This is a genomic window from Rathayibacter tritici (assembly GCF_002932875.1).
In the GTDB taxonomy this organism is placed as follows: domain Bacteria; phylum Actinomycetota; class Actinomycetes; order Actinomycetales; family Microbacteriaceae; genus Rathayibacter; species Rathayibacter tritici.
Genome location: NZ_PSWS01000057.1, coordinates 1 through 25747, shown reverse-complemented (window position 1 = coordinate 25747; position 25747 = coordinate 1). Strand labels below are relative to the sequence as shown.

The following is a 25747-nucleotide window of genomic DNA, read 5'->3' as shown; positions in this document are numbered from 1 at the left end:
CTACTTGTCGGTATCGACGACGTCGACCCGCACTCGGCGCCCGTCGGCGAGAGCGGCAACGAGAGTGCGGACGGCTTTGGCGGTGCGACCGGAGCGTCCGATCACGCGGCCGAGGTCCTCGGGGTGCACGCGCACCTCGAGGACCTCTCCGCGCGGGGAGCTCGTCGCCACGACACGGACCTCGTCGGGGTTCTCGACGATCCCCTTAACGAGGTGTTCGACGGCGGGAGCGAGCACGGACTATGCCTCGGTGGAGGTCTCGTCGGCGGTGTCCGCGACCGGGGCGGCCTTGGCCGGAGCCTCGGACTTCGGCTTGAGGACGGGCTTCTTCTTCGCGTCGACGACGAACGGAGCCTTGGGCTCCTTCACCTGCACGGTGTTGACGGCATCGGCGTCGCCCTGGAAGCGGCCCCAGTCTCCGGTCAGCTTGAGGATCGCGGCGACCTGCTCGGTCGGCTGCGCGCCGACTCCGAGCCAGTACTGCGCGCGCTCCGAGTCGACCTGGATGAACGAGGGCTGCTCGGTGGGGTGGTACTTGCCGATCTCCTCGATCACGCGACCGTCGCGCTTGGTGCGCGAGTCGGCGACGACGATGCGGTAGTAGGGCGCCCGGATCTTGCCGAGGCGCTTCAGACGAATCTTGACAGCCACAATTCTCCTGTGTGGTCGTTGACCGGTGTCCGGTCGATGATGGATGAACTGAGCCGTGAGCGTGGGGGCACACCCGGCGAAAGCTCGAGGGGGTTTCGTCGGCGGTGAGTAGAGGGTCGACCGCCTCGGACCCGACGGATCATTCTGCCAGAAAAACCGCGCCGGTGCGGGCCCGGCACGCCGCCGCTCCTCGCCGGTCGCCCGCGTAAGCCTAGGACGGGCTGAGAGCGGGCGTGGCGGCGTTCGGCGTCCGCTCCGCTCGCAGGTGCGAGGATGGCGGAGCGCGTCCCGATCGGCGGACGCCCGGATCCGATGAGGACCTCGCCATGAAGATCAGCTTCGCCGCGTCCGACCGCTCCACTCTCGGGATCGAGTGGGAGGTAGCGATCGTCGACCGTCAGACGGGCGATCTGGCCAACGTCGCCGACGTGGTCCTGGACGCGCTACGCGGCGAGGGCGACGCCCCGCATCCGCAGATCACGGGCGAGCTCCTGCGCAACACGGTCGAGCTGGTCTCGGGCGTGCACACTCGAGTCCGCGACGCGGTCGCCGATCTGCGAGACCAGCTGCGGCAGGTACGCGAGATCACCGACCCGATGGGACTGGATCTGGTCTGCTCGGGTACGCATCCGTTCGCGCAGTGGTTCGACCAGACCATCACCGACAAAGAGCGCTATCACCGCCTCATCGACCGTACCCAGTGGTGGGGGCGGAACATGATGATCTGGGGCATTCATGTGCACGTCGGCATCGAACACCGCGACAAGGTGCTGCCGATCCTGAACTCGCTGCTCGGCTACTACCCGCACCTGCAGGCGCTCTCGGCGTCGAGCCCGTTCTGGGGCGGAGTCGACACCGGCTATGCGTCGAACCGGGCACTGATGTTCCAGCAGTTGCCCACAGCGGGCCTGCCCCCGCAGTTCGGCGCCTGGGCGAACTACGAGGAGTACGTCGACGACATGATGCGCACCGGCGTCATCGACGACCACACCGAAGTCCGCTGGGACATCCGCCCCTCGCCGCAGTGGGGGACGCTCGAGATGCGCGCCTGCGACGGCCTCTCCTCTGCCGAGGAGATCGGAGCGGTCGCCGCGCTGATCCAGTGCCTCGTCGAGCACCTGTCCTCGCGGTTGGACGCCGGCGAGGATCTGCCGACGATGCAGCCCTGGTATGTGCGCGAGAACAAGTGGCGCGCGGCCCGCTACGGGCTCGACGCCGAGATCATCTTGGACGCGTCCGGAGCGGAGCGCCTGGTTACCGACGACATCCGCGACCTCCTCGTGACCCTCGCGCCGGTCGCCGAGCGACTCAGCTGCGTGCAGGAGCTGGCCGACGTGGAGCTCATCCTGGTCGCGGGCGCGAGCTACCAGCGCCAGCTGCGCACCGCCGCGACGCACGACGGCGACCTGAAGGCGGTCGTGCGCGCACTCGCGGGGGAGCTGCGCGACGGACTCCAGGACCCGCGAGCATGAGGCGGCCCGCCCTGCTCACCGCCGCCGCGATCGGCGGGCTCGCGCTCGGACTCACCGGCTGCTCCGCGCCGTCCTCGCCGATCAGTTCGCCGACCCCGACCGGCACAGCCACTCCTCCCGCAAAGGTCTCCGCGGATCCGGTGCCGCTTCCCCTCGGCACCTCGCTGCCCGCCGGCTCCCGCGTCACAGTCGTCGGCGACAGCATCGTGCGCGGTCTGAACGTCGAGACGGAGCAGGCCTGGCCCGCTCTCGTGGGCGACAACTTCGGCTGGGACGTCACCGACCTCGGTTGCGACGGAGGCGGGTTCATCGAACCGGGCGACTGCGGCCAGGCGATCGGCGACCGGGCGGAGGAGATCGCGGACACGCAGCCGGACGCGATCGTGCTGATCGCCAGCAGCAACGACCTGGGCTGGGCCCCGGAAGAGGTCGATGCCGCGATCGTGTCCGCCGTCGATGCGATCGCGGCCGCCTCGCCCTCTGCGCGGTTGATCGCGATCGACTCGGTCTGGGGTCCTGACCCGCGGCCGACGGATCTCGACCAGTACGACGTGAGTCTGATCGACGCAGTGACGGCCGCCGACGGAGGTGCGCTGGAATACCCGGACCCGCTGAGTGAGGACGGACTGCTGGGCGATGACGGCGTGCATCCGACGGTGGAGGGCCACCGGGCCCTCGCACACGCGTTCGAGGTCGCCGCAGAGAAGTCGGGGCTGGCCCGCCCAGTGCCGACCGACCAGCGCGCGACGGACGCTCCGGCGGACTGACGCGGAGTCGGGGCGCCGCCGGACGACGACGCCCCGCCGAGTCAGCGAGCGGTGCTGTTCTTCCCGTCGCGCCAGCCGAGCAGGTCCCGAACGGGTGCGAGGTCGATGTCCGGCCCCGTGAGGCCGAGCGTGAACAGGCTCGCACCGAGGTCGAACTGCTGATCGAGCACGTCGAAGGAGGCGTCGCCGACGCCACTGCGGACGCCCGCACCGGTCGAGATCTCGATCGCGGCTGGATCGCGCTCGACCCGGGCGCACCACTCCGCGAGAACGCCGAGCTTGCGCTCGAGGGTCGGGACGTCCGAGAAGCTGTGCCAGATGTCGGCGTGCTCGGCGACGATCCGCAGAGTCTTCTTCTCGCCGCCGCCGCCGATCATGACCGGGATGTCACGCGTCGGTGCGGGGTTGAGCATCGACCAGCGGCTGCGGATGCGCGGCATGGCCTCGGCGAGCCCGTCCAGGCGCGAGCCGGCGGTGCCGAACTCGTAGCCGTACTCCTCGTAATCGCGCTCGAACCAGCCGGAGCCGATGCCGAAGATCAGGCGGCCTTCGGCGCCGTGAGCGCTGATGTGATCGACCGTCCGGGCCATGTCGGCGAGCAGGTCGGGATTGCGGTAGCTGTTGCAGGAGACCAGCGGGCCGAACTCGATCCGGCTGGTCTGCTCGGCCCAGGCCGCGAGCATGCTCCAACCCTCGAAGTGCAGGCCGTTCGGCTCCCCCGACAGCGGGAAGAAGTGGTCCCAGTTGAAGGCGATGTCGACGCCGAGATCCTCGATCTCGGCGAGCGTGTCGCGGATGACCTCGTAGGGGACGTGCTGAGGGGCGATCTGGACGCCGATGCGGACGGGGCGCGCGTGTGCGGTTGTCATGCCTTCACGCTAGCGAGCGGTTCGACGCACGGGGACCCCACTCCTCCCTCCACATGCGAGGTCCTACTCCCCCGCCGGGTCCGGCGCGGCCGACGGCGCCTCGTCGCTCGTAGAGCGGGCGAGTGCGACCACGGTGGCGCCTGCGTCATCGAACAGGCGCAACCGCCCGCCGTCGAGCGAGGCCGCCGCCGCCTCCGAGAAGATTCGCGGCAGCGCGACACCGTCGCAGGCGATGAGGGTGCTCGGGCCGGCCGACACCGAGAGCGCGCCCTCGCCATCGATCGACCACTGCCCCTGCGCGCCGTTGCAGCCGTCCGATCCCGTCCACGTGCCGTCCCCCGCGATCAGGAGAAACGGCACGTCGGGTGCATCGGACGACATGCCGGTTACCCAGCGGCCGACGAGCTCCTCGGGCGAGGGAGGCGCCATCGCCTCCCTTCCGGAACCCCCGGCGCAGCCGGTGAGGCCGAGCACGGCGGCGACCGCGAGGACCGCGCCCGCGCGCCGCTTCATCGGCCGAGGAGCTTCTGCAGCTGCTCCAGCTCCTCCGGCGTGGGCTGTGCGCCCTTCGCGCCGCCACCGCCCAGGCCGAAGCCGGAGCCGCCGGCGTCACCCGCGCGGGGTCCGGCTGTGATCGCCGCGTTCTCGGCAGCACGCTTGGCCGGGTTGCCGGACTTGCTGCTCTTCTTCTTCTGCGGCTTCGGGCGGCCCTGGTAGCCGGCGCCGGGCACCGGGCCCATACCGGGGACGGAGGGCATGCCGCCCTTCGCCACCGTCTTCATCATCTTCGCGGCCTGCTCGAAGCGCTGCACGAGCTGGTTGACATCGGTGACGCTCATGCCCGAGCCGCGGGCGATGCGCAGACGCCGAGAGCCGTTCAGGAGCTTCGGGTTCACCCGCTCCGCCTTCGTCATCGACTGGATGATCGCCTCGGTGCGCACGATCTCGCGCTCGTCGAACTGGTCGAGCTGCTCGCGCATGCCCTTCGCGCCGGGCAGCATGCCGATCATCTTCTTGATCGAGCCCATGTTGCGCAGCTGCTGCATCTGGCCGAGGAAGTCGTCGAGCGTGAACGTGTCGCCCATGATCTTCTCGGCGATCGCGCGCGCCTCGTCCTCGTCGAACGCGGCCTGCGCCTGCTCGATGAGGGTGAGCACGTCACCGAGGTCGAGGATCCGGCTCGCCATCCGGTCGGGGTGGAATTGCTCGAAGTCGTCCAGCGACTCGCCGGTCGAGGCGAAGAGGATGGGACGGCCGGTGAGGGACGCGACCGACAGCGCCGCTCCTCCGCGGGCGTCGCCGTCGAGTTTGGAGAGGACAACGCCGGTGAAGTCGACTCCCTCCTGGAAGGCCTTCGCGGTCGCGACCGCGTCCTGCCCGATCATCGCGTCGATGACGAACAACACCTCGTCGGGGTTGGTGACGCGGCGGATGTCGGCGGCCTGCTTCATCATGTCGGCGTCGACTCCCAGCCGGCCGGCCGTGTCGATGATGACGGTGTCGTACTGCTTGTCGGTCGCGAAGCGGATCGCGTTCTGCGCGACCTTCACCGGATTGCCGACGCCGTTGCCCGGCTCGGGTGCGTACACCGCGACTCCGGCCTGCTCGCCGACGACCTGCAGCTGCTGCACCGCATTGGGGCGCTGGAGGTCGGCCGCGACCAACAGCGGGGTGTGACCGTCCTTGCCGAGGTACTTGCCGAGCTTGCCGGCGAGGGTCGTCTTACCCGCGCCCTGGAGGCCGGCGAGCATGATGACCGTCGGCGGGCGCTTGGCGAACTCCAGACGGCGCGACTGCCCGCCGAGGATCGCGACGAGCTCCTCGTTGACGATCTGGACGACCTGCTGCGCCGGGTTGAGCGCCTTGTTGACCTCGTCGCCGAGAGCGCGCTCACGCACCGTGCCGGTGAACGTCTTCACGACCTCGAGCGCGACGTCGGCGTCGAGCAGGGCGCGTCGGATCTCGCGGACGGTGCCGTCGACGTCCGAGGCCGACAGCTTGCCCTTCGTGCGGAGGTTCTTGAAGGTCTCGACGAGTCGATCGGAGAGGGTGCCGAAAGTAGCCATGATGCCCGGAATTCTACCGGAGCCCCGGCCGGTCGGCGGGCGGGCGGCTCCAGCGGAGGCAGGATCGGCGCCGACGCGCGGCCGATGATTACCTGGTTCGGGTCCAAGAAGCGAGTTAGGGTGATCCGGTGATCGAGACACTCGTAGCGGGCGACTCCGCCGACCCCCTGGACTACCGCGACGGCTGGGAGCTCCAGCGCCGCCTCCACGCCGAGGTGGTGGCCGGCCGCCGACCGGACACCCTCGTGCTCTGCGAGCACGCCTCCGTCTACACCGCCGGCAAGCGCACCGAAGCGCACGAGCGCCCCAACGACGGCTCCCCGGTGGTCGACGTCGACCGCGGCGGCCGAATCACCTGGCACGGCCCAGGACAGCTCGTCGGCTATCCGATCGTGCGGCTGGGCGAACCGGTCGATGTGGTCGCCTACGTTCGCTCACTGGAGGACGTGCTGATCGGCGTGCTAGAGGACCTGGGCGTCCAGGGGCAGCGCGTCCGGGGGCGCTCCGGGGTGTGGATCCCTCGCGACGGCGGCGCCGTCAAGATCGCGGCGATCGGCATCCGCGTGGCCTCGGGAGTGACGATGCACGGCTTCGCACTCAACGTCACGAACAGCCTCGAGCCCTACTCCCGCATCGTCGCCTGCGGAATCGCCGACGCCGGCGTCACCACGCTCGAACGCGAGCGCGGCGACAGTCCGCCGATGGCCGTGGTCCGGGCCCGGGTCGTGGCGCGCTTCTCGGAGGCGGCGCCCACGTTCTGCGCCCGCGTCGCCGAGGCCGTCGCGTGAGCGCGGACGTCGGCGGTCGCAAGCTCCTGCGACTCGAGATCCGCAACGCCGAGACGCCGATCGAGCGCAAGCCCGAGTGGATCCGCACGAAGGCCTCACTGGGCCCGGAGTACCGGAAGCTGCAGTCCCTCGTGAAGAGCGAGGAACTGCATACGGTCTGCCAGGAGGCGGGCTGCCCCAACATCTTCGAGTGCTGGGAGGACCGCGAGGCGACCTTCCTCATCGGCGGAGCCCAGTGCACCCGGCGGTGCGACTTCTGCCAGATCGACACCGGGAAGCCCGCGGACTACGACGAGGACGAGCCACGACGGGTCGGCGAATCGGTGGCCCGGATGAACCTTCGCTACGCGACCGTCACCGGAGTCGCGCGCGACGACCTGCCGGACGAAGGCTCCTGGCTCTACGCCGAGACGATCCGGCAGATCCATGCCCAGGCGCCGGGCACGGGTGTCGAGATTCTGGTCCCCGACTTCACCGGCCGCGCCGAGCACCTCCAGCGGGTGTTCGACGCACAGCCCGAGGTGTTCGCGCACAATGTCGAGACGGTGCCGCGGATCTTCAAGCGCATCCGCCCGGCCTTCCGCTACGAGCGCTCGCTCGACGTCCTCACTCAGGGCCGGGACGCTGGGCTGATCACGAAGTCGAACCTTATCCTCGGCATGGGCGAGGAGCGCGAGGAGATCTCGCAGGCGCTGCAGGACCTCTACGACGCGGGCACCGACATCGTCACGATCACGCAGTACCTCCGCCCTACTCCGCGCCACCTGCCGGTGGACCGCTGGGTGCACCCGGAGGAGTTCGTGGCGATCAAGGAGGAGGCGGAAGACATCGGCTTCCTCGGCGTGCTCGCGGGGCCACTGGTGCGCTCCTCCTACCGGGCCGGACGCCTTTGGGCGCGCTCGATGGAGTCGAAGGGGCTGCCGGTGCCGGAGCACCTGCGCCACCTGGCCGACGCGGCGCTGGGCTTCTCGCAGGCGGTGTAACCCGCGGCGCCCCCGACACAACGTCAGCTGAGAGGGGGTCTCAGCCACGATGGTGGATGAGACGGTCTCTCAGCTGACGTTGTGCAGTCAGCGGCGCGGCGATGTCCCGCAGACTGGCTCAGCTGACCAGCTGCTGGGCGAAGACGTGGGGCGTGAAGCCGGTGAGATCGCCGATGCCCTCGCCCTGGCCGACGAGCTTGATCGGAATGCCGGTCTTCTCCTGCACCGCCAGCACGAAACCGCCCTTTGCTGAGCCGTCGAGCTTGGTGATGACCAGGCCGGTGACGCCGGCGTGCTCGATGAACGCCTCCGCCTGGCTCAGACCGTTCTGACCGGTGGTCGCGTCGAGCACGAGCAGGATCTCGGAAATCGGCGCCTGCTTCTCGATGACGCGCTTGATCTTGGTGAGCTCGTCCATCAGGCCGCCCTTGGTGTGCAGGCGGCCGGCCGTATCGATGATGACCATCTCCACTCCGGTGTCCTTCGCGAACTGCACGGTCTGGAAGGCGACGGATGCGGGATCCTGTCGCTCCTGCTGCGGGCGGACGATCTGTGCGTCGGCGCGCTGGGCCCAGGTGGCGAGCTGGTCGACGGCGGCGGCGCGGAAGGTGTCCGCGGCGCCGACCACGACACTGCGGCCGTAGTTACGCAGGAACTTGGCGAACTTACCGATGGTGGTGGTCTTGCCGACGCCGTTCACGCCGACCACGAGGATCACGGCGGGGCGCTCGCTGAGCTTGAGGGTCGTGTCGTACTTCGACAGGCGCTCCTCGAGCGACTCGCGGAGCATCCGCTGCAGGTCGCGCGGGTCGGTGGTGGAGTAGCGGGCGACCTTGGCGCGGAGGTCGTCGACGATCTCCTCAGTGATGTCGGGGCCGAAATCGGCGGTGATCAGCGCCGTCTCGAGGTCGTCCCAGGTCTGGTCGTCGATCGTGCGCTTCTCGAACAGGCCGCGCAGTGCGCGACCGAGCGACCAGGAGGTGCGTTCTGCCATGCGTCCAGGCTACCGGCGGGGGGGCAGCGCGGGCTGCCGAGGTGCGATGTGCAGGATCGAGGGCCCGTCTGCGGCGAATCAGGCGGAGGATCGCGCTCTCTCGCGAGCATCCCCTGCGAATCGCACGGGTTCCTGCGAATCGCACGGGTTCCTGCGAATCGCACGGGGGTGGCGGAGGAGGGCGCGCCGCTCAGGCAGGGGGCGCCGCGACGCGCTGGCCGACGACGGCCGAGACGCCGTCCTGCCGCATCGAGACACCGTAGAGGGCGTCCGCGATCTCCATCGTCCGCTTCTGATGCGTGATGACGATCAGCTGGCTGGAGGCGCGCAGTCCCTCGAAGATACTCAGCAGTCGGCCGAGGTTCGCGTCGTCGAGCGCAGCCTCCACCTCGTCCATGATGTAGAACGGGCTCGGCCGAGACGTGAAGATCGCGACCATGAACGCCACCGCCGCGAGCGAGCGCTCACCGCCCGAGAGCAGCGAGAGCCGCTCGATCTTCTTGCCCGCGGGTCGCACCGCGACCTCGATGCCGGTGGTGAGCAGATTCTCCGGGTCGGTCAGGCGGATGCTGCCCGTGCCGCCCGGGAAGAGGACGGGGAAGACGTCCGCGAATGCCGCCTGCGTGTCTTCGAAGGCGGAGGCGAAGACGGTCTGCATCGTCTCATCGAGCTCCTCGATGATGGTGAGCAGGTCGCGCCGGGTGCCGGTGAGGTCGGCGAGCTGCTCGGTCAGGAAGGCGTGCCGCTGCTCCAGCGCGGCGAACTCCTCCAGGGCGAGCGGATTCACGCGGCCCAGCTGCGCGAGCTGTTTTTCGGCCTTGGCCAGACGCCGCCGCTGATCGTCGCGGACGTACGGCCGCGGCTCCTCCTGCTCGCCTGTCTCATCGGGGACGCCGACGCCGGGACCGTACTCCGCCACGAGCACGTCCTCAGTGAGTCCGAGTTCGGAGCCCGCTCGCTCGAGGAGCCCGGTGAGCTGCAACCGCTTCTCATAGATCTGCAGCTCCAGGCCGTGCACGCTCTCGGTGACCGACTGGAGCCGGTCGCGCAGGGTCCCCTCCTCGCGGCGCACAACCTGCAGCTCGGCGTTCTGCTGCGACCGGGCGGCCTCGGCCGTGACGAGCTCGGCACGCGCCTGCTGTACCGAGCGGTCCACGGAGGCGAGGACGGCGGGGAGCGCGGCGGTCACCTCGGCCGCCGCGTCGCGTTGACGGCGGCGGATCACGGCGCGCCGGGCCGCCTCGTCGGCGGCGGCCCGATCGGCGGCCAGCTGACGCGCCAGCGACTCGCCGCGGGACTGCTCGGCCCGCACCCGCTCCTTCGCGGTCTCCACGCCCAGGCGGGTCTCGATCTCGTGCTCTCGGGCGGCGTCGACCTCGCGCTGGAGCCCGTCGCGGGCGCTCGCGTCGAGGACCGGCCGGGGCCGGGCACGGGCAGCGTCGAGGGCGGCCTTCGCGTCACCGGCAGCCCGTTCGGCATCGCCGACCCGATCGGAGGCGACGGCCAGGGCGCTCACGCCGCGGCCGTGCTCCGCGGTCGCCGCCTCGAGCTGGGCGCGCACGCGGCCGAGCCGCTCGGTGTGCGCGGCACGGGCGGCATCGTGCTCTCGGAGGGCGGCGAGGGCGATCGCGGACTGCTCCTTCGCACCGCGGAGGGCGCCGGTCTGCTCGGCCAGCTCGAAGCGGAGGCGATTGATCCCGCCCTCCACCTCTTTCAGACGGGCCGCCGCTGAGTCGCGCTCGGAGATGAGCTCGATGCGGCTGCGCTGCCCGCCGGCCCCGGCGCTCTGCACGGCGTCCGAGACGGTGGCGCCGTCGCGAGTGACGAGGACGACGCCGGGGTCGACCTTCGCACGCAGCCGACGCGCGACGGCGAGATCCTCGACCACGAGCACGCGCTCCAGGAGCGAGAGGACGCCGGGCGGCGCGGTCACGAGTTCGGCCGCGCGGACAGCTCCCTCGGGCACGGCGAGTTCGAGCGGCGGGCGGGCCGAGTCGGCGACCAGCAGCTCGACCCGACCGAGGTCGCGGTCCAGGGCAGCGTCCAGAGCAGCATCGGCGCGGGCGGTCGAGTCGACGAGCACGGCGTCGGCGACGGCCCCGAGGGCGGCGGCGAGGGCGGCCTCGGCACCCGGCCGCACCTGGATCCGCTCGGCGACGCGCCCGTGCACCCCGTCGATCCGCGCCGCCATCAGCTCGGCCGAGCCGTCGGAGACGTCGAGCGCGAGTGAGAGCGCTCCGGTGCGAGCGGCGAGGGCCTCGCGCTCGCGCTCCAGGGCGTGCAGTTCCTCGCGCAGCCGTTCGATCTCGCTCTCGGCGGCCGAGACCGCGGACTGGGCGAGTTCGTAGCCCTCGTCGAGGGTGCCGTCGGGCCCGCGGTCCGCATCGCCCAGCTCGACCTCCAGGGCGTCCAGCGCGCGGCGCGCCGCATCCCGACGCGCACCGGCGGAATCGAGCGTGTTCTGCGCGCGCAGCACCTCACCGCGGACGGAGGCGAGGCGCGAGGCCGCGGTGTCGGCGCGCCCCGCCAGCGTGGAGAGGTCGAGGTCGTAGCGCGACACAAGGGCCGCTCGGGCGGCGATCTCCTCATCGACGGCGTCGAGGGCGGAGCGGGCGGTGAGTGTCGCGTGCTGCGCCTGCACCCAGGCGAGCTCCGCGTCGAGGACCCCCTGCCGCAGGCGCTCCAGCTCGACTCGCGCCTCCTCCACCTGCACCGGCGTGACACGCGGCTGGATCTGCGGCTGCTCGGACTCCAGCTCGAGCATCGCGAGGCGCTGTCCGGCGAGCGCCGACAGGTTGCGGAGCCTCTCCTGCACCGACTCGAGCTCGAACGCGGTCCGTCGCGCGTCGTCGACCGCGTCGCCGACCACCTCCGCTTCGATCCGCGCGCGTCGGAGCGTGGCCTGCTCGAGCCGCTGGTGCAGCACCACCCGCTCGCTGTGCCGCTCGCTCTCGGAGCGGGCGAAGCCGTCCAGAGCGTTGCGGAGGCCGACCACGTCGTCGGCGAGCAGCCGCGCCCGGGCGTCGCGGACCACGGCGGCGATAGTCTGCGCCTGCCGCGCGACCTCGGCCTGGCGCCCAAGGGGCTTGAGCTGGCGGCGGATCTCGCCGGCGAGGTCGGAGAGGCGCGTCAGGTTCGCCTGCATCGCCTCGAGCTTGCGGAGCGTCTTCTCCTTGCGGCGGCGGTGCTTGAGGATGCCGGCCGCCTCCTCGATGAAGCCGCGCCGCTCCTCCGGGGTGGCGCGCAACACCGCATCGAGCTGGCCCTGCCCGACGATCACGTGCATCTCCCGGCCGAGACCGGAGTCGCTCAGCAGCTCCTGCACATCGAGCAGTCGGCAACCGCGACCGTTGATCGCGTACTCGCTGCCGCCGTTGCGGAACAGGGTGCGGCTGATCGTCACCTCGGTGTACTCGATGGGGAGCGCGCCGTCGGAGTTGTCGATGGTCAGCGCCACCTCGGCCCGGCCGAGGGGTCCGCGGGTGGAGGTGCCTGCGAAGATGACGTCCTCCATCGTGCCGCCGCGGAGGGTCTTCGCGCCCTGCTCCCCCATCACCCAGGCAAGCGCGTCGACGACGTTGCTCTTACCCGAGCCGTTCGGGCCGACGACGCAGGTGACCCCCGGCTCGAAGGCGAACGTGGTCGGCTGAGCGAAGGACTTGAATCCCTTGAGGGTCAGGCTTTTCAGGTACACCCGGCCGCCTCGCTCCCGTCCACAACGCTCCCACGGTAGTCGATGGGGTGGCAGGAGGCCGCTGTGTCCGCGACCGAGGCTGAGAAGGCGGAGAAAGGGGCGTTCTCGACCTCGGTTCATCTTGCGGCAGGCTCCCACGACGGGCTGAGAGACGGGACCGGCGACCCCGGCGACCGGTGCTGGACGTGCACACTGGAGAGGTGATCCGAGCTCTTGACCCGCAGCGACGTCTCGCCCAGACGCGGACCGCGCCAGTGCCGGTGCGGCCCGGACCCCCGCTGACGGACGCCGAGCGCGAGCGATTCGCGCGGCAGATCCGCCTCTCCCCGATGGGCGAGGACGGACAGCGGCGGCTGCGCAACGCGCGTGTGCTCGTGCTCGGCGCGGGCGGGATCGGCTCTCCCGTGATCACGGCGCTCGCCGCGGCGGGCATCGGACGGCTGGGGATCGTCGATGCAGATGTGGTCGAACTCTCGAACCTGGCGCGGCAGACGGCGCACGACGACTCTGCGATCGGCGTGTCGAAGGCCGAGTCGGCGGCGGCGACCGCGCGGCGGCTCTCCCCCGACATCGATGCGCGGGCGTTCCCCGTCGCGTTCACCTCGGCCAGCGCCGACGAGCTGGTCGCGGACTGGGACGTCGTGGTCGACGGCTTCGACACTTTCGGCGCCCGCTACCTCGCCTCCGACGCGACGACTCGGGCCGGGGTGCCGCATGTCTGGGGATCAGCACTGGGCTTCGACGGGCAGCTCTCGACGTTCTGGGCGCAGGCGCCGGGCGGAGGAGTCACGCTGCGCGCCCTCCATCCCCAGGCCCAGGACGCGGCGGACAGCTGTGCCAGCGTCGGAGTGCTCGGGGCACTGTGCGCGACGATCGGCTCGGCGATGGCGGCCGAGGTGGTGAAGCTGGTGACCGGAGTCGGAACACCGTTGTTCGGGCGGGTGCTCCTGCACGACGCGCTGGACGGGTCGTGGACTGAGCTGGCATTGGCGCGGAGCGTTCCTCCGATCGCTGAGTTGCGGGCGACGCCGGGCACGGTCACGGCGCTGCACCTGCGCGAGCGGTTATCGGGACCTCGGCCTCCGACAGTGGTCGACCTGCGGGAGGATCACGAGAACCGCTCGGTGGCAGTCCCGGGCGCGATACGGATGCCGATGTCCCGCTTCGACCCGCGGGCGCTGCCCGCTGGCCCGCTGGTCCTGTACTGCGCATCGGGCGTCCGCTCACGACTGGCCGCGGAGCGTGCGGCCGAAGCGGGGGTCGCGGTCGACTCGCTCGTGGGAGGCATGGGCGGCTGGGACGCCTGAGTCGAGCAGAACGCCGAAGGACCGGGTCAGCCGCCGGCGAAAGGCGGCAGCACGTCGACGGTGGCGTCCGCCGGCAGCGCGGTCGCCCGGTCAGTCGTCGAGACGCCGCCGATGAGGAACGTGCAGCGCGCGAGCACGGGAGCGGCGTCGGGCGCGGAGGCGACGAGTCGCGCTTCGAGCGCGCCCAGGTCCTCGACGCCGGTGAGCTCGTCGGAGCCGCGGCCGAGGGCGGCCTTCGCCGCCGCGAAGTAGCGGACCCGCACGCTCATCCGCCGATCGCGCTCATCGTGCGTTCGGGCTGGACGAAACCGGCCCGGTTCATCTCGTGTCCCGCGGGCTTGGCCCACATCGCGCCGCGCCACAGCTGGGCGACCTCGTGGTCGTCGGCACCCGCGCGCATCGGGCCGAGCAGATCGGTCTCCTCGTTCGAGAACAGGCAGCTTCGGACGCCCCCCTCGGCGGTGAGCCGGGTGCGGCGGCAGTCGCCGCAGAAGTTCTCGGTCACGGAGGCGATGATCCCCACCTGCCCGAGGACCTCGGTGCCGCCGACCTCGCGCACGTCGAAGAGCTCGGCGGGCGCCCCGTCGCGCGGCGCTGCGTGCGGGCTGAGCGCGAAGCGCTCCGAGACACGAGCGCGGATGTCCGCGGCGGTGATCATTGTCGCCCGGTCCCAGCCGTGGTCGGCGTCGAGGGCCATCTGCTCGATGAAGCGGAGCTGGTGGCCTCCGGCGAGAGCCCAGGCGAGCAGCTCCGGAGCCTCGTGGTCGTTGATCCCGGGCAGCAGCACCGCATTGATCTTGGTCTGCTCCAGGCCGGCGGGCCCGAGCGCGTCGATGCCGGCGAGCACCCGGTCGAGGAAGGGACGCCGGGTGACCTTCGCGAAGGTCTCGGCGCAGATCGAGTCGAGCGAGACGTTGACCCGGTTCAGACCCGCCTCGGCAAGCGCCACCGCCCGCCCCGAGAGTCCGATGGCGTTCGTGGTGAGTGAGATCTCGGGCCGCGGATCGAGGGAGGCGACGTCGCGGATGATGTCGACGAGATCCTTCCGCAGCAGCGGCTCCCCGCCGGTGAAACGGATCTGGCGGACGCCGAACTGCTCCACGGCGATGCGGGCCAAGCGGAGGATCTCGTCGCGGCTGAGCAGCGACGCCGGCGGTTGGAACGGCAGGCCCTCGGCGGGCATGCAGTAGGTGCAGCGCAGGTTGCACTTGTCGGTGAGCGAGATCCGCAGATCGTCGGCGACGCGGCCGTAGCTGTCCAGGAGGAGCGGAGTCGCCGGGCGCTCTGCCGGGAGGACGGCGCTGCGCTGTCGGGGCCGGAAGCCGGGGATCCCCAGTGCTGTACTCATTTGCTCACACTACGCCGCGGAACCGGGCGCGACCCGGCAAGATGGACTCGGTCCCGCCGCCGGTCGGGAACCACCACTCGCGAGAGGACCCGATGACCTCGATCGACCTGCACGCCGCCCGGGTGCGGGCGCTGCTCGCGCCGCTCGCGACGCGGGGTGCGCGCGAGACGCTGGACCTGGATCCGGCCGCCGTCGCTGTCGATCCCGGCGCATACGACCGGCGCGTGCTCGCCCGCTCCGTCCGATCCCCCCTCGACCTGCCACGCTTCGACAACTCCCAGATGGACGGCTTCGCGGTGCGGGCGGCAGACCTCGACGCGGCGACCCTCGAGCACCCCGTCACCCTGCCCGTATCGGCGCCGATCCCGGCCGGCGACCGCGCGCCGCGACACGAGCCGGGCACCGCGACTCCGATCATGACCGGATCCCCCCTGCCGGAGGGCGCAGACGCCGTCGTCCCCGTCGAGCGCGTCGACCCGCCGCGCTTCCCAGCCGCAGGGAGCGTTGCCTTCGCGCATCCGGTGAAACCGGCGACGTTCGTCCGTGCGCGGGGCAGCGACGCCCGGACAGGCGATCTCGCCCTCCCGGCCGGCACGGTCCTCCGCTCAGCCCATTTCGGGCTCCTCGCCTCCCTCGGACTGACCGAGGTGGAGGTGCTGCCGCGACTGCGGGTGCTGGTGGTGCCGACCGGGAACGAGATCCGTCCCCCCGGAGCCATGCTGGCGGACGCGCAGATCCACGACGCCAACGGCGCCCTGCTGGCCGAGGCCGTGCGCGAGGCGGGAGCGCTGCCGATCGTGGCCGCCTGCACGAGCGACCGGGCGGAGGAGCTGCTGGCGCTGCTCGAGGAGCACGCGGGCGGAGCGGATCTGGTGATCACGGTGGGCGGGGTCAGCGCGGGCGCCTACGAGGTCGTCCGCGACGCGCTCGGACCGATCGGTTCGGAGTTCGGCCACGTCGAGATGCAGCCGGGCGGGCCGCAGGGCCTGGGCCGCGTGCGCGTGGCCGACGGTCTGCACCTGCCGGTGGTCTCGCTGCCGGGCAATCCGGTGAGCGCGCTGGTGTCGTTCGAGGTGTTCCTCCGACCCGTGCTGCGCTCGCTCGCGGGTCGCGTGCCGGCCGCGCGCCCGCGGCTGCGCGCTCGCCTCGGTATGGCGCTCGATTCCCCCGCGCACCTGCACCAGATCCGCCGGGGCGTCCTCGACGACGAGGGGCTCGTGCACCCCGTCGGCGGCCCGAGTTCGCACCTGCTGGCGTCCTACGCGCGCTCGACGGTGCTCATCCACGTCCCCGTGGGGACCGACCGCACTGCGACCGGCGATACGGTCGAGATCTGGAGGATCGATGACTGAGAGCGACCAGCTCACCCATGTGCGCGGCGATGGAGCTGTGCACATGGTCGACGTGAGCGCGAAAGAGGTGACGGCGCGCACCGCCGTTGCCGAGGGGTACGTCGAGACGTCGCCCGACGTGGTACGACTGCTCGCGCAAGGGGAACTGCCCAAGGGCGAGGCGCTCGGAGTGGCGCGGATCGCCGGGATCCTCGGCGCGAAGGCAACCTCGAGCCTCATCCCGCTCTGCCACCCGCTGGCGCTGGACGGCGTCGACATCGACCTGGAGCCGCAGGACGGCCGAGTGCGGATCGAGGCGCGGGTGCGCACGACCGGGCGTACCGGAGTCGAGATGGAGGCGTTGACCGCGGTCAGCGTGGCCGCGCTCACGGTCTACGACATGATCAAAGCGGTCGATCGCGCAGCCGCGATCACCGGGATCCGGGTGCTCGCGAAGGCGGGCGGGAGGAGCGGCTCGTGGACGAGCGAGTGAGCGCGGCGGCACGACGGGCGGTGGCGGTCGTCGCCTCCACGCGGGCCGCCTCGGGCGTGTACGAGGACCGGACGGGGCCGGCGCTCGACGCCTGGTTCGCGAGCCGGGGCTGGGAGTCGCGAGTGGTCGTCGTCGCTGACGGAGACGCAGTGGGCGAGGCGATCGCCGACGCGATCGGCAGCGGGGTGGACGTGGTGGTGACCACCGGCGGGACGGGCGTCGCTGCGAGCGACGTCACTCCGGAGCAGACCGCGCCCCTCCTGGAACGCTCCCTGCCCGGCCTTGCGGAAGCGGTCCGGGCGCGAGGCGCGGCCCACCTGCCGACGGCCGCGCTCAGCCGCGGGCTCGCGGGCGTGAGCGGCCGCACCGTCGTGGTCAATCTTCCCGGCTCGCCCGGCGGCGTCCGCGATGGGATCGACGTGCTCGACCCGGTGATCGGCCACCTCCTCGACCAGCTCGGCGGCGGTGACCATGCCCGCTGATCCCGTCGCCCTCGCGCGCCTCGCGGCCGAGGCGATCACGGTGGACGAGTGCGAGCACGCCGTCGAATCCCCGACGCACGGCGCCGTCGTGACCTTCGCGGGCGTGGTCCGCGACCACGACGAGGGCCGCGGAGTAGTGCGCCTGTCGTACGAGGCGCACCCGGACGCGCCCGCCGCGCTGCACGCCTCCGCCCGGCGCATCGCGGAACGCTGGCCCGACGTGCGCATCGCGGCCGTGCACCGGGTGGGCGAACTGGTCGTCGGCGACCTCGCGCTCGCCTGCGCGGTGGCCTCGGCCCATCGGGCGGCGGCGTTCGCGGCCTGCGCGGCGCTGGTGGACGACATTAAGGCGAGCGTGCCGATCTGGAAGGAGCAGTCGTTCGTCGACGGCAGCTCGGAGTGGGTCGCGAGCGTGGGGTGACCGAAGGGTTGCTCCTGCTCAGCACGCCCTCCTGAGCCTGAGCCTGGTCGGGTCCGCGACCTGCGCGGAAGTGCCGGACGGACCAGGTGGAGAAACACGAGTGTCACAGGTGTGGGGTTCACTAGGGGACGGCAGTGCGGGGGCGCGGAGGACAGGAGGGTGGCATGGACCTGAACACGATTCAGAGTGTCCGGGTGGTGCGTGAGCGGTCCGAGCTGGCGAGCCGCGGGCCTCGATCCGCGGTCATCGGAGGCGGCTCCTGGGTCTTCTCCCTCCCCCACGACCACCTCGACGAGCTCCTCGACCTGCAGGGCTTCGGGTGGGAGCCGATCGTCCGCACGGACGACGGACTCTCGATCGCGGCGACCTGCACGCTGAGCGAACTCGCCGCGATGCCGGATACGGGCGACACCGCGCATCCGCTCTTCTTCCAGTGCTGCACGGCACTGCTGGGTTCCTTCAAGATCTGGAACGTCGCGACCGTCGGCGGCAACATCGCCAACGCCCTCCCCGCCGGACCGATGATCAGCCTCGCCGCGGCGCTCGACGCCTCCGCCCTCCTCTGGCGGGCCGACGGGAGTGACGCGCTCGTGCCGGTAGCCGAGTTGGTGACGGGGAACATGACGACGACGCTCGCGCGCGACGACGTCATCCGCTCGATCGAAGTCCCGCGGTCCTCCCTGCGGGCGCGGACCGCGTTCCGCAAGACGGCGCTCTCGCCGCTCGGGCGCTCCGGGGCCGTCGTGATCGGCCGCCTGGACACCGACGGCGCGTTCGTCCTCACGATCACCGCGGCGACCGTGCGACCGGAGCTGCTCCGGTTCGCCGCCGCCCCCAACGCGGAGGAGCTCGCTGCGGCGATCGACGGCGTCCTCAGCTGGTTCACCGACCCGCACGGCGCCGCCGACTGGCGGCACGCCGTCGTCCGTGTGCTCGCCGAGGAGATCCGCGCCGAGCTGAGCGGAGGCACCCCGTGAGGTTCACCGTCAACGGCGAGCCGATCGACGCCTCCCCTCGGCCCGGCCAGGTGCTGCGGACCCTCCTCCGCGACCACGAGCACTTCGAGGTCAAGAAGGGCTGCGACGCCGGCGATTGCGGAGCCTGCTCCGTCCTGGTCGACGGGACGCCGTTCCACTCCTGCCTCTACCCCGCCCACCGCGTCGAGGGGCGCGACGTGACCACGGCAGCCGGCCTGGGCTCGCTCGAGGAGCCGAGCGCGGTGCAGGAGGCGTTCGTCGAGGCGGGCGCGTTCCAGTGCGGCTTCTGCACGGCCGGCATGGTGGTCACGGCCACGGCGCTGGAGGGAGCACGGGCCGAGGACGTGCCCCGGCTGATGAAGGGCAACCTCTGCCGGTGCACGGGCTACCGGCCGATCCGCGAGGCGGTGACCGGAGCGTGCATCGCCGAGCACGGGGCACACGCGGCTAAGCCGTCGGGGTCGGACCGGCCGCAGGCGTCGGGCGCCGGCCGGCACGCGGCCCAGCCGGCAGGGCTCACCCCTGTGCGCAGGACCGGGCGCCCCGCGGTCGAGCAGTCGCAGGTGGGCCGGTCGCTCGGCGCACCGGCCGGGCGAGGGATCGTGCAGGGCCGGGAGCCCTTCACCCTCGACGTCGCCGTCCCCGGCCTCCTGCACCTGAAGGTGCTGCAGAGTCCCCACGCGCACGCACGCATCCGCTCGATCGAGGCCGCGGCCGCCCGCGCTCTGCCGGGCGTCGTCGCGGTGCTCACCGCAGCCGACGTGCCGGACGTCCTCTACTCCACCGCCCGCCACGAGTCGCGGCTCGACGACCCCGACGACACCCGCATGCTCGACACGGTCGTGCGGTTCCGCGGCCAGCGGGTGGCCGTGGTGGTCGCGGAGTCGGTGGCTGTGGCGGAGGCGGCCTGCCGCGCCATCGAGGTCGACTACGAGGTGCTGCCCGCCGTCTTCGACCCGGAGGAGGCGCGCTCGCCCGGCGCTCCGCTCCTGCACGCGGAGAAGGACCCGATCGCCTCGCGCATTGCCCGACCCGACGCGAACGTGGTCGCCGAGCTGCACGGCGAATACGGCGATCTGGCCGGCGGTCTGGCGGAGGCGGACGTGGTCGTGGAGGGGCGCTACTCGACCTCGCGGGTGGCGCACACGGCGCTCGAGACCCACGGCACGATCGGCTGGCTCGAGGGCGAGGAACTGGTGCTACGGACCTCGACGCAGGTTCCCTTCCTGGTGCGCGACGAGATCGCTCGGCTGTTCGACCGGGACCCGTCGACCGTCCGGGTCTTCACGGCGCGCGTCGGCGGCGGATTCGGCGGCAAACAGGAGATCCTGACCGAGGACGTCGTCGCCCTCGCCGTGCTCGCCACCGGCCGTCCCGTGCAGTTCGAGTTCACTCGGAGCGACGAATTCACGATGGCACCCTGCCGCCACCCGATGCGCGTCGGCGTGACCCTCGGCGCGCGGCGCGACGGGCGGCTGACTGCTCTCGCGGTCGATGTGCTCTCGGACACCGGCGCCTACGGCAACCACGGCCCCGGTGTGATGTTCCACGGCACCTCGGAGTCGGTCGCCGTCTACAGCGCGCCGAACAAGCGCGTCGACGCGCAGGCCGTCTACACCAACAACCTGCCCTCGGGCGCCTTCCGCGGCTACGGGCTCGGGCAGGTGATCTTCGGGATCGAGTCGGCGATGGACGAGTTGGCGCGCGAGCTCGGGATCGACCCGTTCGAGCTGCGGCGGATCAACGCGGTGCGCCCGGGCGAGCCGCTGGTGGTCACGCACGTCGAGGGCGACGACATCGGCTTCGCCTCCTACGGGCTCGACCAGTGCCTCGACCTCACCGAGGCGGCCCTCGCCAGCGGAGCCGGCTCCCCCATGCCCGCGGGCCCCGGCTGGCGGACGGGACAGGGCACCGCGCTCGCGATGATCGCCACCATCCCTCCGCGGGGCCACTTCTCGGAGGCGAGCGTCACCGTCGATGCCGAGGGCGTGCTGAGTGTCGGCGTCGGCACGGCGGAGTTCGGCAACGGGACGACGACCGTGCACACCCAGTTGGTCGCGAGTGCGTTCCGTGCCTCGGCGGACCGGGTGCGGATCCGCCAGTCCGACACGGACGCGGCCCGCTACGACACCGGCGCATTCGGCAGCGCGGGGACGGTCGTGGCGGGCAAGGCCGTGTACTCGGCCGCGACACGCCTGCTCGCCGATCTGCAGGCGCTCGCCAAGCGGCTCACGGGGCACGACGAGACCTTCGAACCCGACGACGAGGGCCTGCTCGCCGCGGACGGCACCCGGGTCGGTTTCGCGGATCTGGTGCGGGCGGCGGGGGGACCGGTCACCGCGACCGGCAGCGAAGACGGAGCGCAGCGCTCGCTCGCCTTCAACGTGCAGGGCTTCCGCGTGGCGGTGCACGAGCCGACGGGCGAGGTGCGGATCCTGCAGTCGGTGCAGGCGGCCGATGCGGGTTTCGTGATCAATCCGGCGCAGTGCCGCGGGCAGGTCGAGGGCGGGGTTGCGCAGGCGATCGGCTCGGCGCTCTACGAGGAGGTGATCCTCGACGGCGGGGGCACCGTCACCACGGCGATCCTCCGCAACTACCACATCCCGCAGATGGCGGACGTGCCCGAGACCGAGGTCTACTTCGCCGACACCGCCGACGAGCTCGGCCCGTTCGGGGCGAAGTCGATGAGCGAGGCGCCCTACAACCCGGTCGCTCCCGCGCTCGCGAACGCCGTCCGCGACGCGATCGGCATCCGTCCCACCGAGCTGCCGCTCTCCCGTGACCGTATCTGGCGACTCCTGCACCCGAACGCGGCACCGGTCGCAACCGTCGAGTCGGAGGCGCCGCCCGGCTGAGCGCGTCGTCGTCGAGGCGCCATCCGGCGCAGTACCCGCCCGCCGCTCAGAGCCGCGACGCGAGTTCCGCGCTCGCGCGGGCCACCTCACGGGCGATCGCGTCCTCGTCCGCGTTCACCAGCCGCCCCTCCCGGACGATCGGTCGCCCCTGCACCAGGAGGAGGCTCACTGGCGGCTGCGCCCCGAGCGCCAGCGCCGCGATCGGGTCCGCACTGCCCGCGTGCTCGATCCCGTCGATCCGCCACAGCGCGAGGTCGGCGAGCTTGCCCACCTCGATCGAGCCGATCTCGTCCTGCCGGCCGAGCACCCGCGCGCCGCCCATCGTGGCGATCGAGAGGGCCTGCCGGGCGCTCATCCGGTCGGCACCGGCGCGGAGGCGGTTCATCAGCACGGCGGCGCGGATTTCGGAGCCGAGCTGGCCGGACTCGTTCGAGGCGGCACCGTCGACGCCGAGCCCCACCGGCGCCCCGGCGGCCAGCAGCTGCGGAATCGGCGCGATCCCCGCGGCGAGGCGGCCGTTCGAGGACGGGCAGTGCGCCACTCCGGTGCCCGTTGCGGCGAACTTCGCGATCGCCGCAGAATCGAGGTGCACGCCGTGCGCCATCCATACGTCCTCCCCGAGCCAGCCGAGGGACTCCAGGTAGTCGGTGGGCGAGAGGCCGAACGCCTCCCGCGTGTAGGCGTCCTCCTCGAGGGTTTCGGAGCCGTGGGTGTGCAGCCGCACGCCGAGCTACCTCGCGAGCACGGCCGATTCGCGCAAGAGGTCGGCGGTCACGGAGAACGGCGAACACGGCGCGATCGCGACCCGCACCATCGCGTCGTCGGAGGCGTCGTGGTACCGCTCAACAGCCTCTCCGCTCGCCTGTATCGCCGCCGCCGTGGTCTCGACAGCGAAATCCGGCGGGAGACCGCCCTGCGACTGCCCGAGGTCCATCGACCCTCGCGTCGCGTGCAGGCGGAGCCCGAGCGTGCCGGCCGCGTCCACGATGCCGCCGACGATGTCGCCGGAGCCGCGCGGGAAGACGTAGTGGTGGTCGGCGACGGTACTGCACCCCGAGCGGGCGAGGACGCCCATCGCACCGAGGGCGGCGGAGCGGGTGAGATCGGCGTCGATCCGGGACCAGGCGGGGTAGAGCGCAACCAGCCAATCGAACAGGATCGAGTCCTGGGCCCAGCCGCGCGTGAGCCACTGGTAGAGGTGGTGGTGCGTATTGACGAGCCCGGGGGTGAGCAGGTGGCCGCGGCCGTCGACCCTGGTGAGCGTGACCGGCTCCTGCGGGGGGAGACCGGTGGGGGCGCGGCCGTCGAGGGCCCACGCGGGCGGAGCGCCGGGTCCCACCGCGACGATGCGGGAGTCGTCGACGACGACGTGGCCCGCGGGATGCTCGGTGCCGTGCTCGTCGACCGTCGCGACGTGGGCTCCGGTGAGGACGTAGCGCTGCATGGCTCGAGCATGGCAGGGCGGTGTTTCTGGGCCGTTACCCGGGCTCGATCGGTCGGGACGCGGCTACCGAGGTGCGATGTGCAGGGGATCCGCGGCGGACTGCCCGTCTGCCCGCTCAATCGACGGTGAACCGGCCGCATCCCCTGCTTATCGAACAGACGCCTGCACATCGCACGCCTGCACAGCGCGCCAGGTCCTGCACATCCGAGCAGGGCCTGCACAGCGCACGAAGGCCTGCACAGCGCACGCCCCCCGGTCAGCGCCCCGCGTGGATCGGCCCCGTACGCCCCGCGAGCGGCTCCCCCGTCGTCCCCGTGCGCACCGCGAGGATCTCCGCCAGGATCGATACCGCCGTCTCCTCCGGGGTCGACGCGCCGATGTCCAGCCCGATCGGCGAGTGCAGGCGGGCCAGCGCCTCCTCCGTCACGCCCGCGTCGCGCAGCAGCCCCAGCCGCCGCTCGTGCGTCTGCCGCGAGCCCATCGCGCCGACATAGGCGACCGGCAGGGCCAGCGCGGTCTCGAGCAGCGGCACGTCGAACTTCTCGTCGTGGGTGAGCACCGCGATCACGGTGCGGGAGTCGACGACGGTCGCGGCGAGGTAGTCGGACGGCCACGCGACGACGACCTCGTCGGCGCCGGCGAAGCGCTCGGCGGTGGCGAACACGGGCCGCGCGTCGCAGACGGTGACCCGGTAGCCGAGCAGCGCTCCGGCGGAGCAGAGCGCGGCCGAGAAGTCGACCGCACCGAAGATCAGCAGCCGCGGTCGCTCCGCCTGCACGATGTACGCGATCTCGAGTTCCGCGTCACGACACAGGATCTCGACGGTGGCTGAGCGCCCGGAGGCCAGGCGCCCGGCCCGCTCGGCGAGGATGCGCCGAGCCATGTCCTCGTCCAGGTGCGGGCCGACGACATCCTGGAGGCGCGTCGCTCCGGTGAGGACGAGGCCGACCAGCTCGGAGGGGCCGCCGACGACGATCGCCAGCGCGGCCGAGCGACCGGCCCGGGCGGCGCGCAGCTCGGCGAGCACCGCGGTGGACCCGGAGTCGACGACCTGGCCGAACACCCGCAGCTGGCCCCCGCAGGAGAGACCCGCGGCAAACGCGTCCTCGTCGTCGAAGCCGAAGTGCTCGGCCGTGCTGCTCGAGCTGCCGAGCACTTCCTGAGCCAGCGCGTACGCCTGCGCCTCGACGCAACCGCCCGAGATCGAGCCGATCGCGCAGCCCTGGGCGTCGACCGCCATCGACGAGCCGAGCGCGCGCGGAGCCGAACCGAAGACGTGCGTGACGGTGACGACCGCGACGCTCCCGTCCGCTTCGACGCGCTCGAGCAGGGCGGCGGCGAGTTCGAGCACGGCGGCCTCCTCTTCTCGGTCGGAAGGCGACGGCGCCGGGGCTGCTGGGCGGAGGGGCGGAGCCGCCGACGGGCGCACACACGCAGGAAACATGCCGAGTATAGGGTCGATCCATGCCCGACGACGCTCCCTTCCTCGACCTCGTGATCCGCGCCTCCAATGTGCTGACCGAGAACGGCCGGCGCCCCGCCAGCGTCGCGATCGCCGAGGGTCTGATCGTCGCGGTCGGCGAGAGGGACGCCCCGTGGCGGACGAGGGAAGAGGTCGTCCTCCCCGAGGGCCAGGTGCTCATCCCGGGCGTCGTCGACACGCACGTCCACGTCAATGAGCCGGGCCGCACGGAGTGGGAGGGGTTCGCCTCCGCCACCCGCGCCGCCGCCGCCGGAGGTGTCACCACGATCATCGACATGCCGCTCAACTCCATCCCGCCGACCACCACGGTGGCCGGGCTCGAGGCGAAGCGCGCGGCCGCGGGACCGCAGGCGCAGGTCGACGTCGGATTCTGGGGCGGTGTGATCCCCGCCACTCTCGGCACCCTCCGCGAGCTGCACGACGCGGGCGTCTTCGGCTTCAAATGCTTCCTGTCGCCGAGCGGAGTGGACGACTTCCCGCACCTCGACCGCGAGCAGCTGGTCGAGGCGATGCGCGAGATCGCCGCCTTCGACGGACTGCTGATCGTGCATGCGGAGGACCCGGCCGAGCTGGAGGCCAGCGCGAACGAGCCCGGCACCTCCTACGGCGCCTTCGTCGACTCTCGGCCGCCCGCCTCCGAGTGCAGCGCGATCCTGCACGTGATCGAGTCGGCCCGCGAGACCGGCTGCCGAGCGCATATCCTGCACCTCTCCTCCGCCGACGCACTGCCGCTGCTACGGGAGGCGAAGGCCGAGGGGCTTCGGATCACCGCCGAGACCTGCCCGCACTACCTCACCTTCGACGCGGGCTCGATCCCCGACGGCGGCACGCAGTACAAGTGCTGCCCGCCGATCCGCGACGAGCGCAACCGCGAGCTGCTCTGGAAGGGCCTGCTCGATGGCACGATCGACATCATCGCCTCGGACCATTCCCCCGCCACAGCCGAGCTGAAGGTCGCCGCGGGCGGCGACTTCGGCGTCGCGTGGGGCGGTATCTCGGGCCTCGAGTTGAGCTTCCGCGCGGTGTGGACCGGGGCGCGCGAACGCGGCATCCCGCTGGAGCAGGTCGTGGCGTGGATGTCGACGGCCACCGCTGCGTTCGCCGGGCTGGGGCAGAAGGGCCTGCTGCACGCCGGTTCGGACGCCGATCTCGTCGCCTTCGATCCGGAGGCGCAGTGGCGCGTCGACGTCGACGCCCTCGCGCACAAGAACCCCGTCTCGGCCTACGAGGGTCGCGTCCTCCGCGGCGCCATCGCCGCCACCTGGGTCGGTGGCCGCCGCATCACCCCCGACACCGCCCCGCCCGTCGGCCGCCTCCTCACC

General features: G+C 71.9%; 22 protein-coding genes and 1 pseudogene. 12 read left to right on the top strand and 11 right to left on the bottom strand.

The annotated features are described in order from the left end of the window. Together C5D07_RS10200 and rpsP are read right to left on the bottom strand one after the other, a co-directional pair. Positions 1-237 carry an RNA-binding protein gene (locus C5D07_RS10200; RefSeq protein ID WP_055792605.1) on the bottom strand — a complete coding sequence of 79 codons (237 nt, stop codon included), beginning with the start codon at positions 235-237 and terminating at the stop codon, positions 1-3. 3 nt (positions 238-240) lie between these two features. Further along, a complete protein-coding gene (gene rpsP / locus C5D07_RS10195; protein ID WP_104259303.1) occupies positions 241-651 on the bottom strand; it encodes a 30S ribosomal protein S16 in 411 nt (136 codons plus the stop codon). 326 nt (positions 652-977) lie between these two features. Between rpsP and C5D07_RS10190 the strand changes: the two genes are divergently transcribed. Together C5D07_RS10190 and C5D07_RS10185 are read left to right on the top strand one after the other, a co-directional pair. Then, positions 978-2123, top strand: coding sequence for a glutamate--cysteine ligase (locus C5D07_RS10190; RefSeq protein WP_104259302.1), 1146 nt, complete (start codon positions 978-980; stop codon positions 2121-2123). Then, positions 2120-2890, top strand: coding sequence for an SGNH/GDSL hydrolase family protein (locus C5D07_RS10185; RefSeq protein ID WP_068253454.1), 771 nt, complete (start codon positions 2120-2122; stop codon positions 2888-2890). The genes C5D07_RS10190 and C5D07_RS10185 overlap by 4 nt, the downstream gene beginning before the upstream one ends. Before the next feature lie 41 nt (positions 2891-2931). Here C5D07_RS10185 and C5D07_RS10180 read toward each other — a convergent pair whose 3' ends face one another. From C5D07_RS10180 to ffh, 3 genes are all read right to left on the bottom strand, one after another. Then, on the bottom strand, positions 2932-3759 hold the full coding sequence (locus C5D07_RS10180) for an LLM class F420-dependent oxidoreductase (protein WP_104259301.1): 828 nt from the start codon (positions 3757-3759) through the stop codon (positions 2932-2934). Between the two features lie 63 nt (positions 3760-3822). Further along, positions 3823-4272: an META domain-containing protein gene (locus C5D07_RS10175; RefSeq protein ID WP_104259300.1), complete on the bottom strand. Its 450-nt coding sequence runs from the start codon at positions 4270-4272 to the stop codon at positions 3823-3825. Beyond that, on the bottom strand, positions 4269-5825 hold the full coding sequence (ffh, locus tag C5D07_RS10170; protein ID WP_068253462.1) for a signal recognition particle protein: 1557 nt from the start codon (positions 5823-5825) through the stop codon (positions 4269-4271). The genes C5D07_RS10175 and ffh overlap by 4 nt, the downstream gene beginning before the upstream one ends. 128 nt (positions 5826-5953) lie before the next feature. Between ffh and lipB the strand changes: the two genes are divergently transcribed. Together lipB and lipA are read left to right on the top strand one after the other, a co-directional pair. Continuing rightward, a complete protein-coding gene (lipB, locus tag C5D07_RS10165; RefSeq protein ID WP_104259299.1) occupies positions 5954-6613 on the top strand; it encodes a lipoyl(octanoyl) transferase LipB in 660 nt (219 codons plus the stop codon). Continuing rightward, positions 6610-7596 (top strand): lipoyl synthase, encoded by a 987-nt coding sequence (lipA, locus tag C5D07_RS10160; protein ID WP_068253473.1) that lies wholly within the window; start codon positions 6610-6612, stop codon positions 7594-7596. The genes lipB and lipA overlap by 4 nt, the downstream gene beginning before the upstream one ends. Positions 7597-7714: 118 nt before the next feature. Here lipA and ftsY read toward each other — a convergent pair whose 3' ends face one another. Both ftsY and smc read right to left on the bottom strand, forming a co-directional pair. After that, a complete protein-coding gene (gene ftsY / locus C5D07_RS10155) occupies positions 7715-8590 on the bottom strand; it encodes a signal recognition particle-docking protein FtsY (RefSeq protein WP_068253475.1) in 876 nt (291 codons plus the stop codon). A 190-nt stretch (positions 8591-8780) separates the two neighbouring features. Next, a complete protein-coding gene (gene smc / locus C5D07_RS10150) occupies positions 8781-12284 on the bottom strand; it encodes a chromosome segregation protein SMC (RefSeq protein ID WP_104259298.1) in 3504 nt (1167 codons plus the stop codon). A gap of 200 nt (positions 12285-12484) precedes the next feature. Between smc and C5D07_RS10145 the strand changes: the two genes are divergently transcribed. Next, positions 12485-13591 carry a ThiF family adenylyltransferase gene (locus C5D07_RS10145; protein WP_237358141.1) on the top strand — a complete coding sequence of 369 codons (1107 nt, stop codon included), beginning with the start codon at positions 12485-12487 and terminating at the stop codon, positions 13589-13591. A 26-nt stretch (positions 13592-13617) separates the two neighbouring features. Here the strand turns inward: C5D07_RS10145 and C5D07_RS10140 are convergent, their stop codons facing one another. Together C5D07_RS10140 and moaA are read right to left on the bottom strand one after the other, a co-directional pair. Next, positions 13618-13860 (bottom strand): MoaD/ThiS family protein, encoded by a 243-nt coding sequence (locus C5D07_RS10140; protein ID WP_068253481.1) that lies wholly within the window; start codon positions 13858-13860, stop codon positions 13618-13620. Then, a complete protein-coding gene (gene moaA / locus C5D07_RS10135) occupies positions 13857-14939 on the bottom strand; it encodes a GTP 3',8-cyclase MoaA (RefSeq protein ID WP_068253484.1) in 1083 nt (360 codons plus the stop codon). The genes C5D07_RS10140 and moaA overlap by 4 nt, the downstream gene beginning before the upstream one ends. 92 nt (positions 14940-15031) lie before the next feature. On the opposite strand from moaA, the gene C5D07_RS10130 reads away from it, so the two are divergent. The 6 genes from C5D07_RS10130 to C5D07_RS10105 all read left to right on the top strand — a co-directional run bounded on the left by C5D07_RS10130 (position 15032) and on the right by C5D07_RS10105 (position 21498). Then, the gene (locus C5D07_RS10130; RefSeq protein ID WP_068257315.1) at positions 15032-16291 is read left to right on the top strand and encodes a molybdopterin molybdotransferase MoeA; all 1260 of its coding nucleotides are present in this window, start codon (positions 15032-15034) and stop codon (positions 16289-16291) included. Beyond that, complete coding sequence (gene moaC, locus C5D07_RS10125; protein WP_068253486.1) at positions 16284-16763, top strand: cyclic pyranopterin monophosphate synthase MoaC; 480 nt, start codon at positions 16284-16286, stop codon at positions 16761-16763. Before C5D07_RS10130 ends, moaC begins: the two co-directional genes overlap by 8 nt. Further along, positions 16748-17245, top strand: coding sequence for a molybdenum cofactor synthesis domain-containing protein (locus tag C5D07_RS10120; protein WP_084415888.1), 498 nt, complete (start codon positions 16748-16750; stop codon positions 17243-17245). Before moaC ends, C5D07_RS10120 begins: the two co-directional genes overlap by 16 nt. Then, entirely contained in the window at positions 17235-17666 is a 432-nt protein-coding gene (locus C5D07_RS10115) for a molybdenum cofactor biosynthesis protein MoaE (protein WP_068253489.1), read from the top strand. The genes C5D07_RS10120 and C5D07_RS10115 overlap by 11 nt, the downstream gene beginning before the upstream one ends. 164 nt (positions 17667-17830) lie before the next feature. Further along, positions 17831-18643, top strand: a complete 813-nt coding sequence (locus tag C5D07_RS10110) for an FAD binding domain-containing protein (protein WP_104259297.1) — start codon at positions 17831-17833, stop codon at positions 18641-18643. After that, positions 18640-21498, top strand: a complete 2859-nt coding sequence (locus C5D07_RS10105) for a molybdopterin-dependent oxidoreductase (RefSeq protein WP_104259296.1) — start codon at positions 18640-18642, stop codon at positions 21496-21498. The genes C5D07_RS10110 and C5D07_RS10105 overlap by 4 nt, the downstream gene beginning before the upstream one ends. A 46-nt stretch (positions 21499-21544) precedes the next feature. Here the strand turns inward: C5D07_RS10105 and C5D07_RS16155 are convergent. Together C5D07_RS16155 and C5D07_RS10095 are read right to left on the bottom strand one after the other, a co-directional pair. Continuing rightward, positions 21545-22942, bottom strand: a pseudogene (locus C5D07_RS16155) (8-oxoguanine deaminase). Positions 22943-23198: 256 nt separating this feature from the next. Next, a complete protein-coding gene (locus C5D07_RS10095) occupies positions 23199-24293 on the bottom strand; it encodes an XdhC family protein (protein WP_249028221.1) in 1095 nt (364 codons plus the stop codon). 113 nt (positions 24294-24406) lie between these two features. On the opposite strand from C5D07_RS10095, the gene allB reads away from it, so the two are divergent. Continuing rightward, on the top strand, positions 24407-25747 hold a 1341-nt coding region (gene allB / locus C5D07_RS10090; RefSeq protein ID WP_104259294.1), incomplete at its 3' end, for an allantoinase AllB.

Bases quoted from the DNA above. Each gene is read 5' to 3' on its own strand.
- C5D07_RS10190 (WP_104259302.1), top strand. From the start codon at position 978: ATGAAGATCAGCTTCGCCGCGTCCGACCGCTCCACTCTCGGGATCGAG.
- C5D07_RS10185 (WP_068253454.1), top strand. From the start codon at position 2,120: ATGAGGCGGCCCGCCCTGCTCACCGCCGCCGCGATCGGCGGGCTCGCG.
- C5D07_RS10180 (WP_104259301.1), bottom strand. From the start codon at position 3,759: ATGACAACCGCACACGCGCGCCCCGTCCGCATCGGCGTCCAGATCGCC.
- C5D07_RS10175 (WP_104259300.1), bottom strand. From the start codon at position 4,272: ATGAAGCGGCGCGCGGGCGCGGTCCTCGCGGTCGCCGCCGTGCTCGGC.
- ffh (WP_068253462.1), bottom strand. From the start codon at position 5,825: ATGGCTACTTTCGGCACCCTCTCCGATCGACTCGTCGAGACCTTCAAG.
- ftsY (WP_068253475.1), bottom strand. From the start codon at position 8,590: ATGGCAGAACGCACCTCCTGGTCGCTCGGTCGCGCACTGCGCGGCCTG.
- C5D07_RS10140 (WP_068253481.1), bottom strand. From the start codon at position 13,860: ATGAGCGTGCGGGTCCGCTACTTCGCGGCGGCGAAGGCCGCCCTCGGC.
- moaA (WP_068253484.1), bottom strand. From the start codon at position 14,939: ATGAGTACAGCACTGGGGATCCCCGGCTTCCGGCCCCGACAGCGCAGC.
- C5D07_RS10130 (WP_068257315.1), top strand. From the start codon at position 15,032: ATGACCTCGATCGACCTGCACGCCGCCCGGGTGCGGGCGCTGCTCGCG.
- moaC (WP_068253486.1), top strand. From the start codon at position 16,284: ATGACTGAGAGCGACCAGCTCACCCATGTGCGCGGCGATGGAGCTGTG.
- C5D07_RS10115 (WP_068253489.1), top strand. From the start codon at position 17,235: ATGCCCGCTGATCCCGTCGCCCTCGCGCGCCTCGCGGCCGAGGCGATC.
- C5D07_RS10110 (WP_104259297.1), top strand. From the start codon at position 17,831: ATGGACCTGAACACGATTCAGAGTGTCCGGGTGGTGCGTGAGCGGTCC.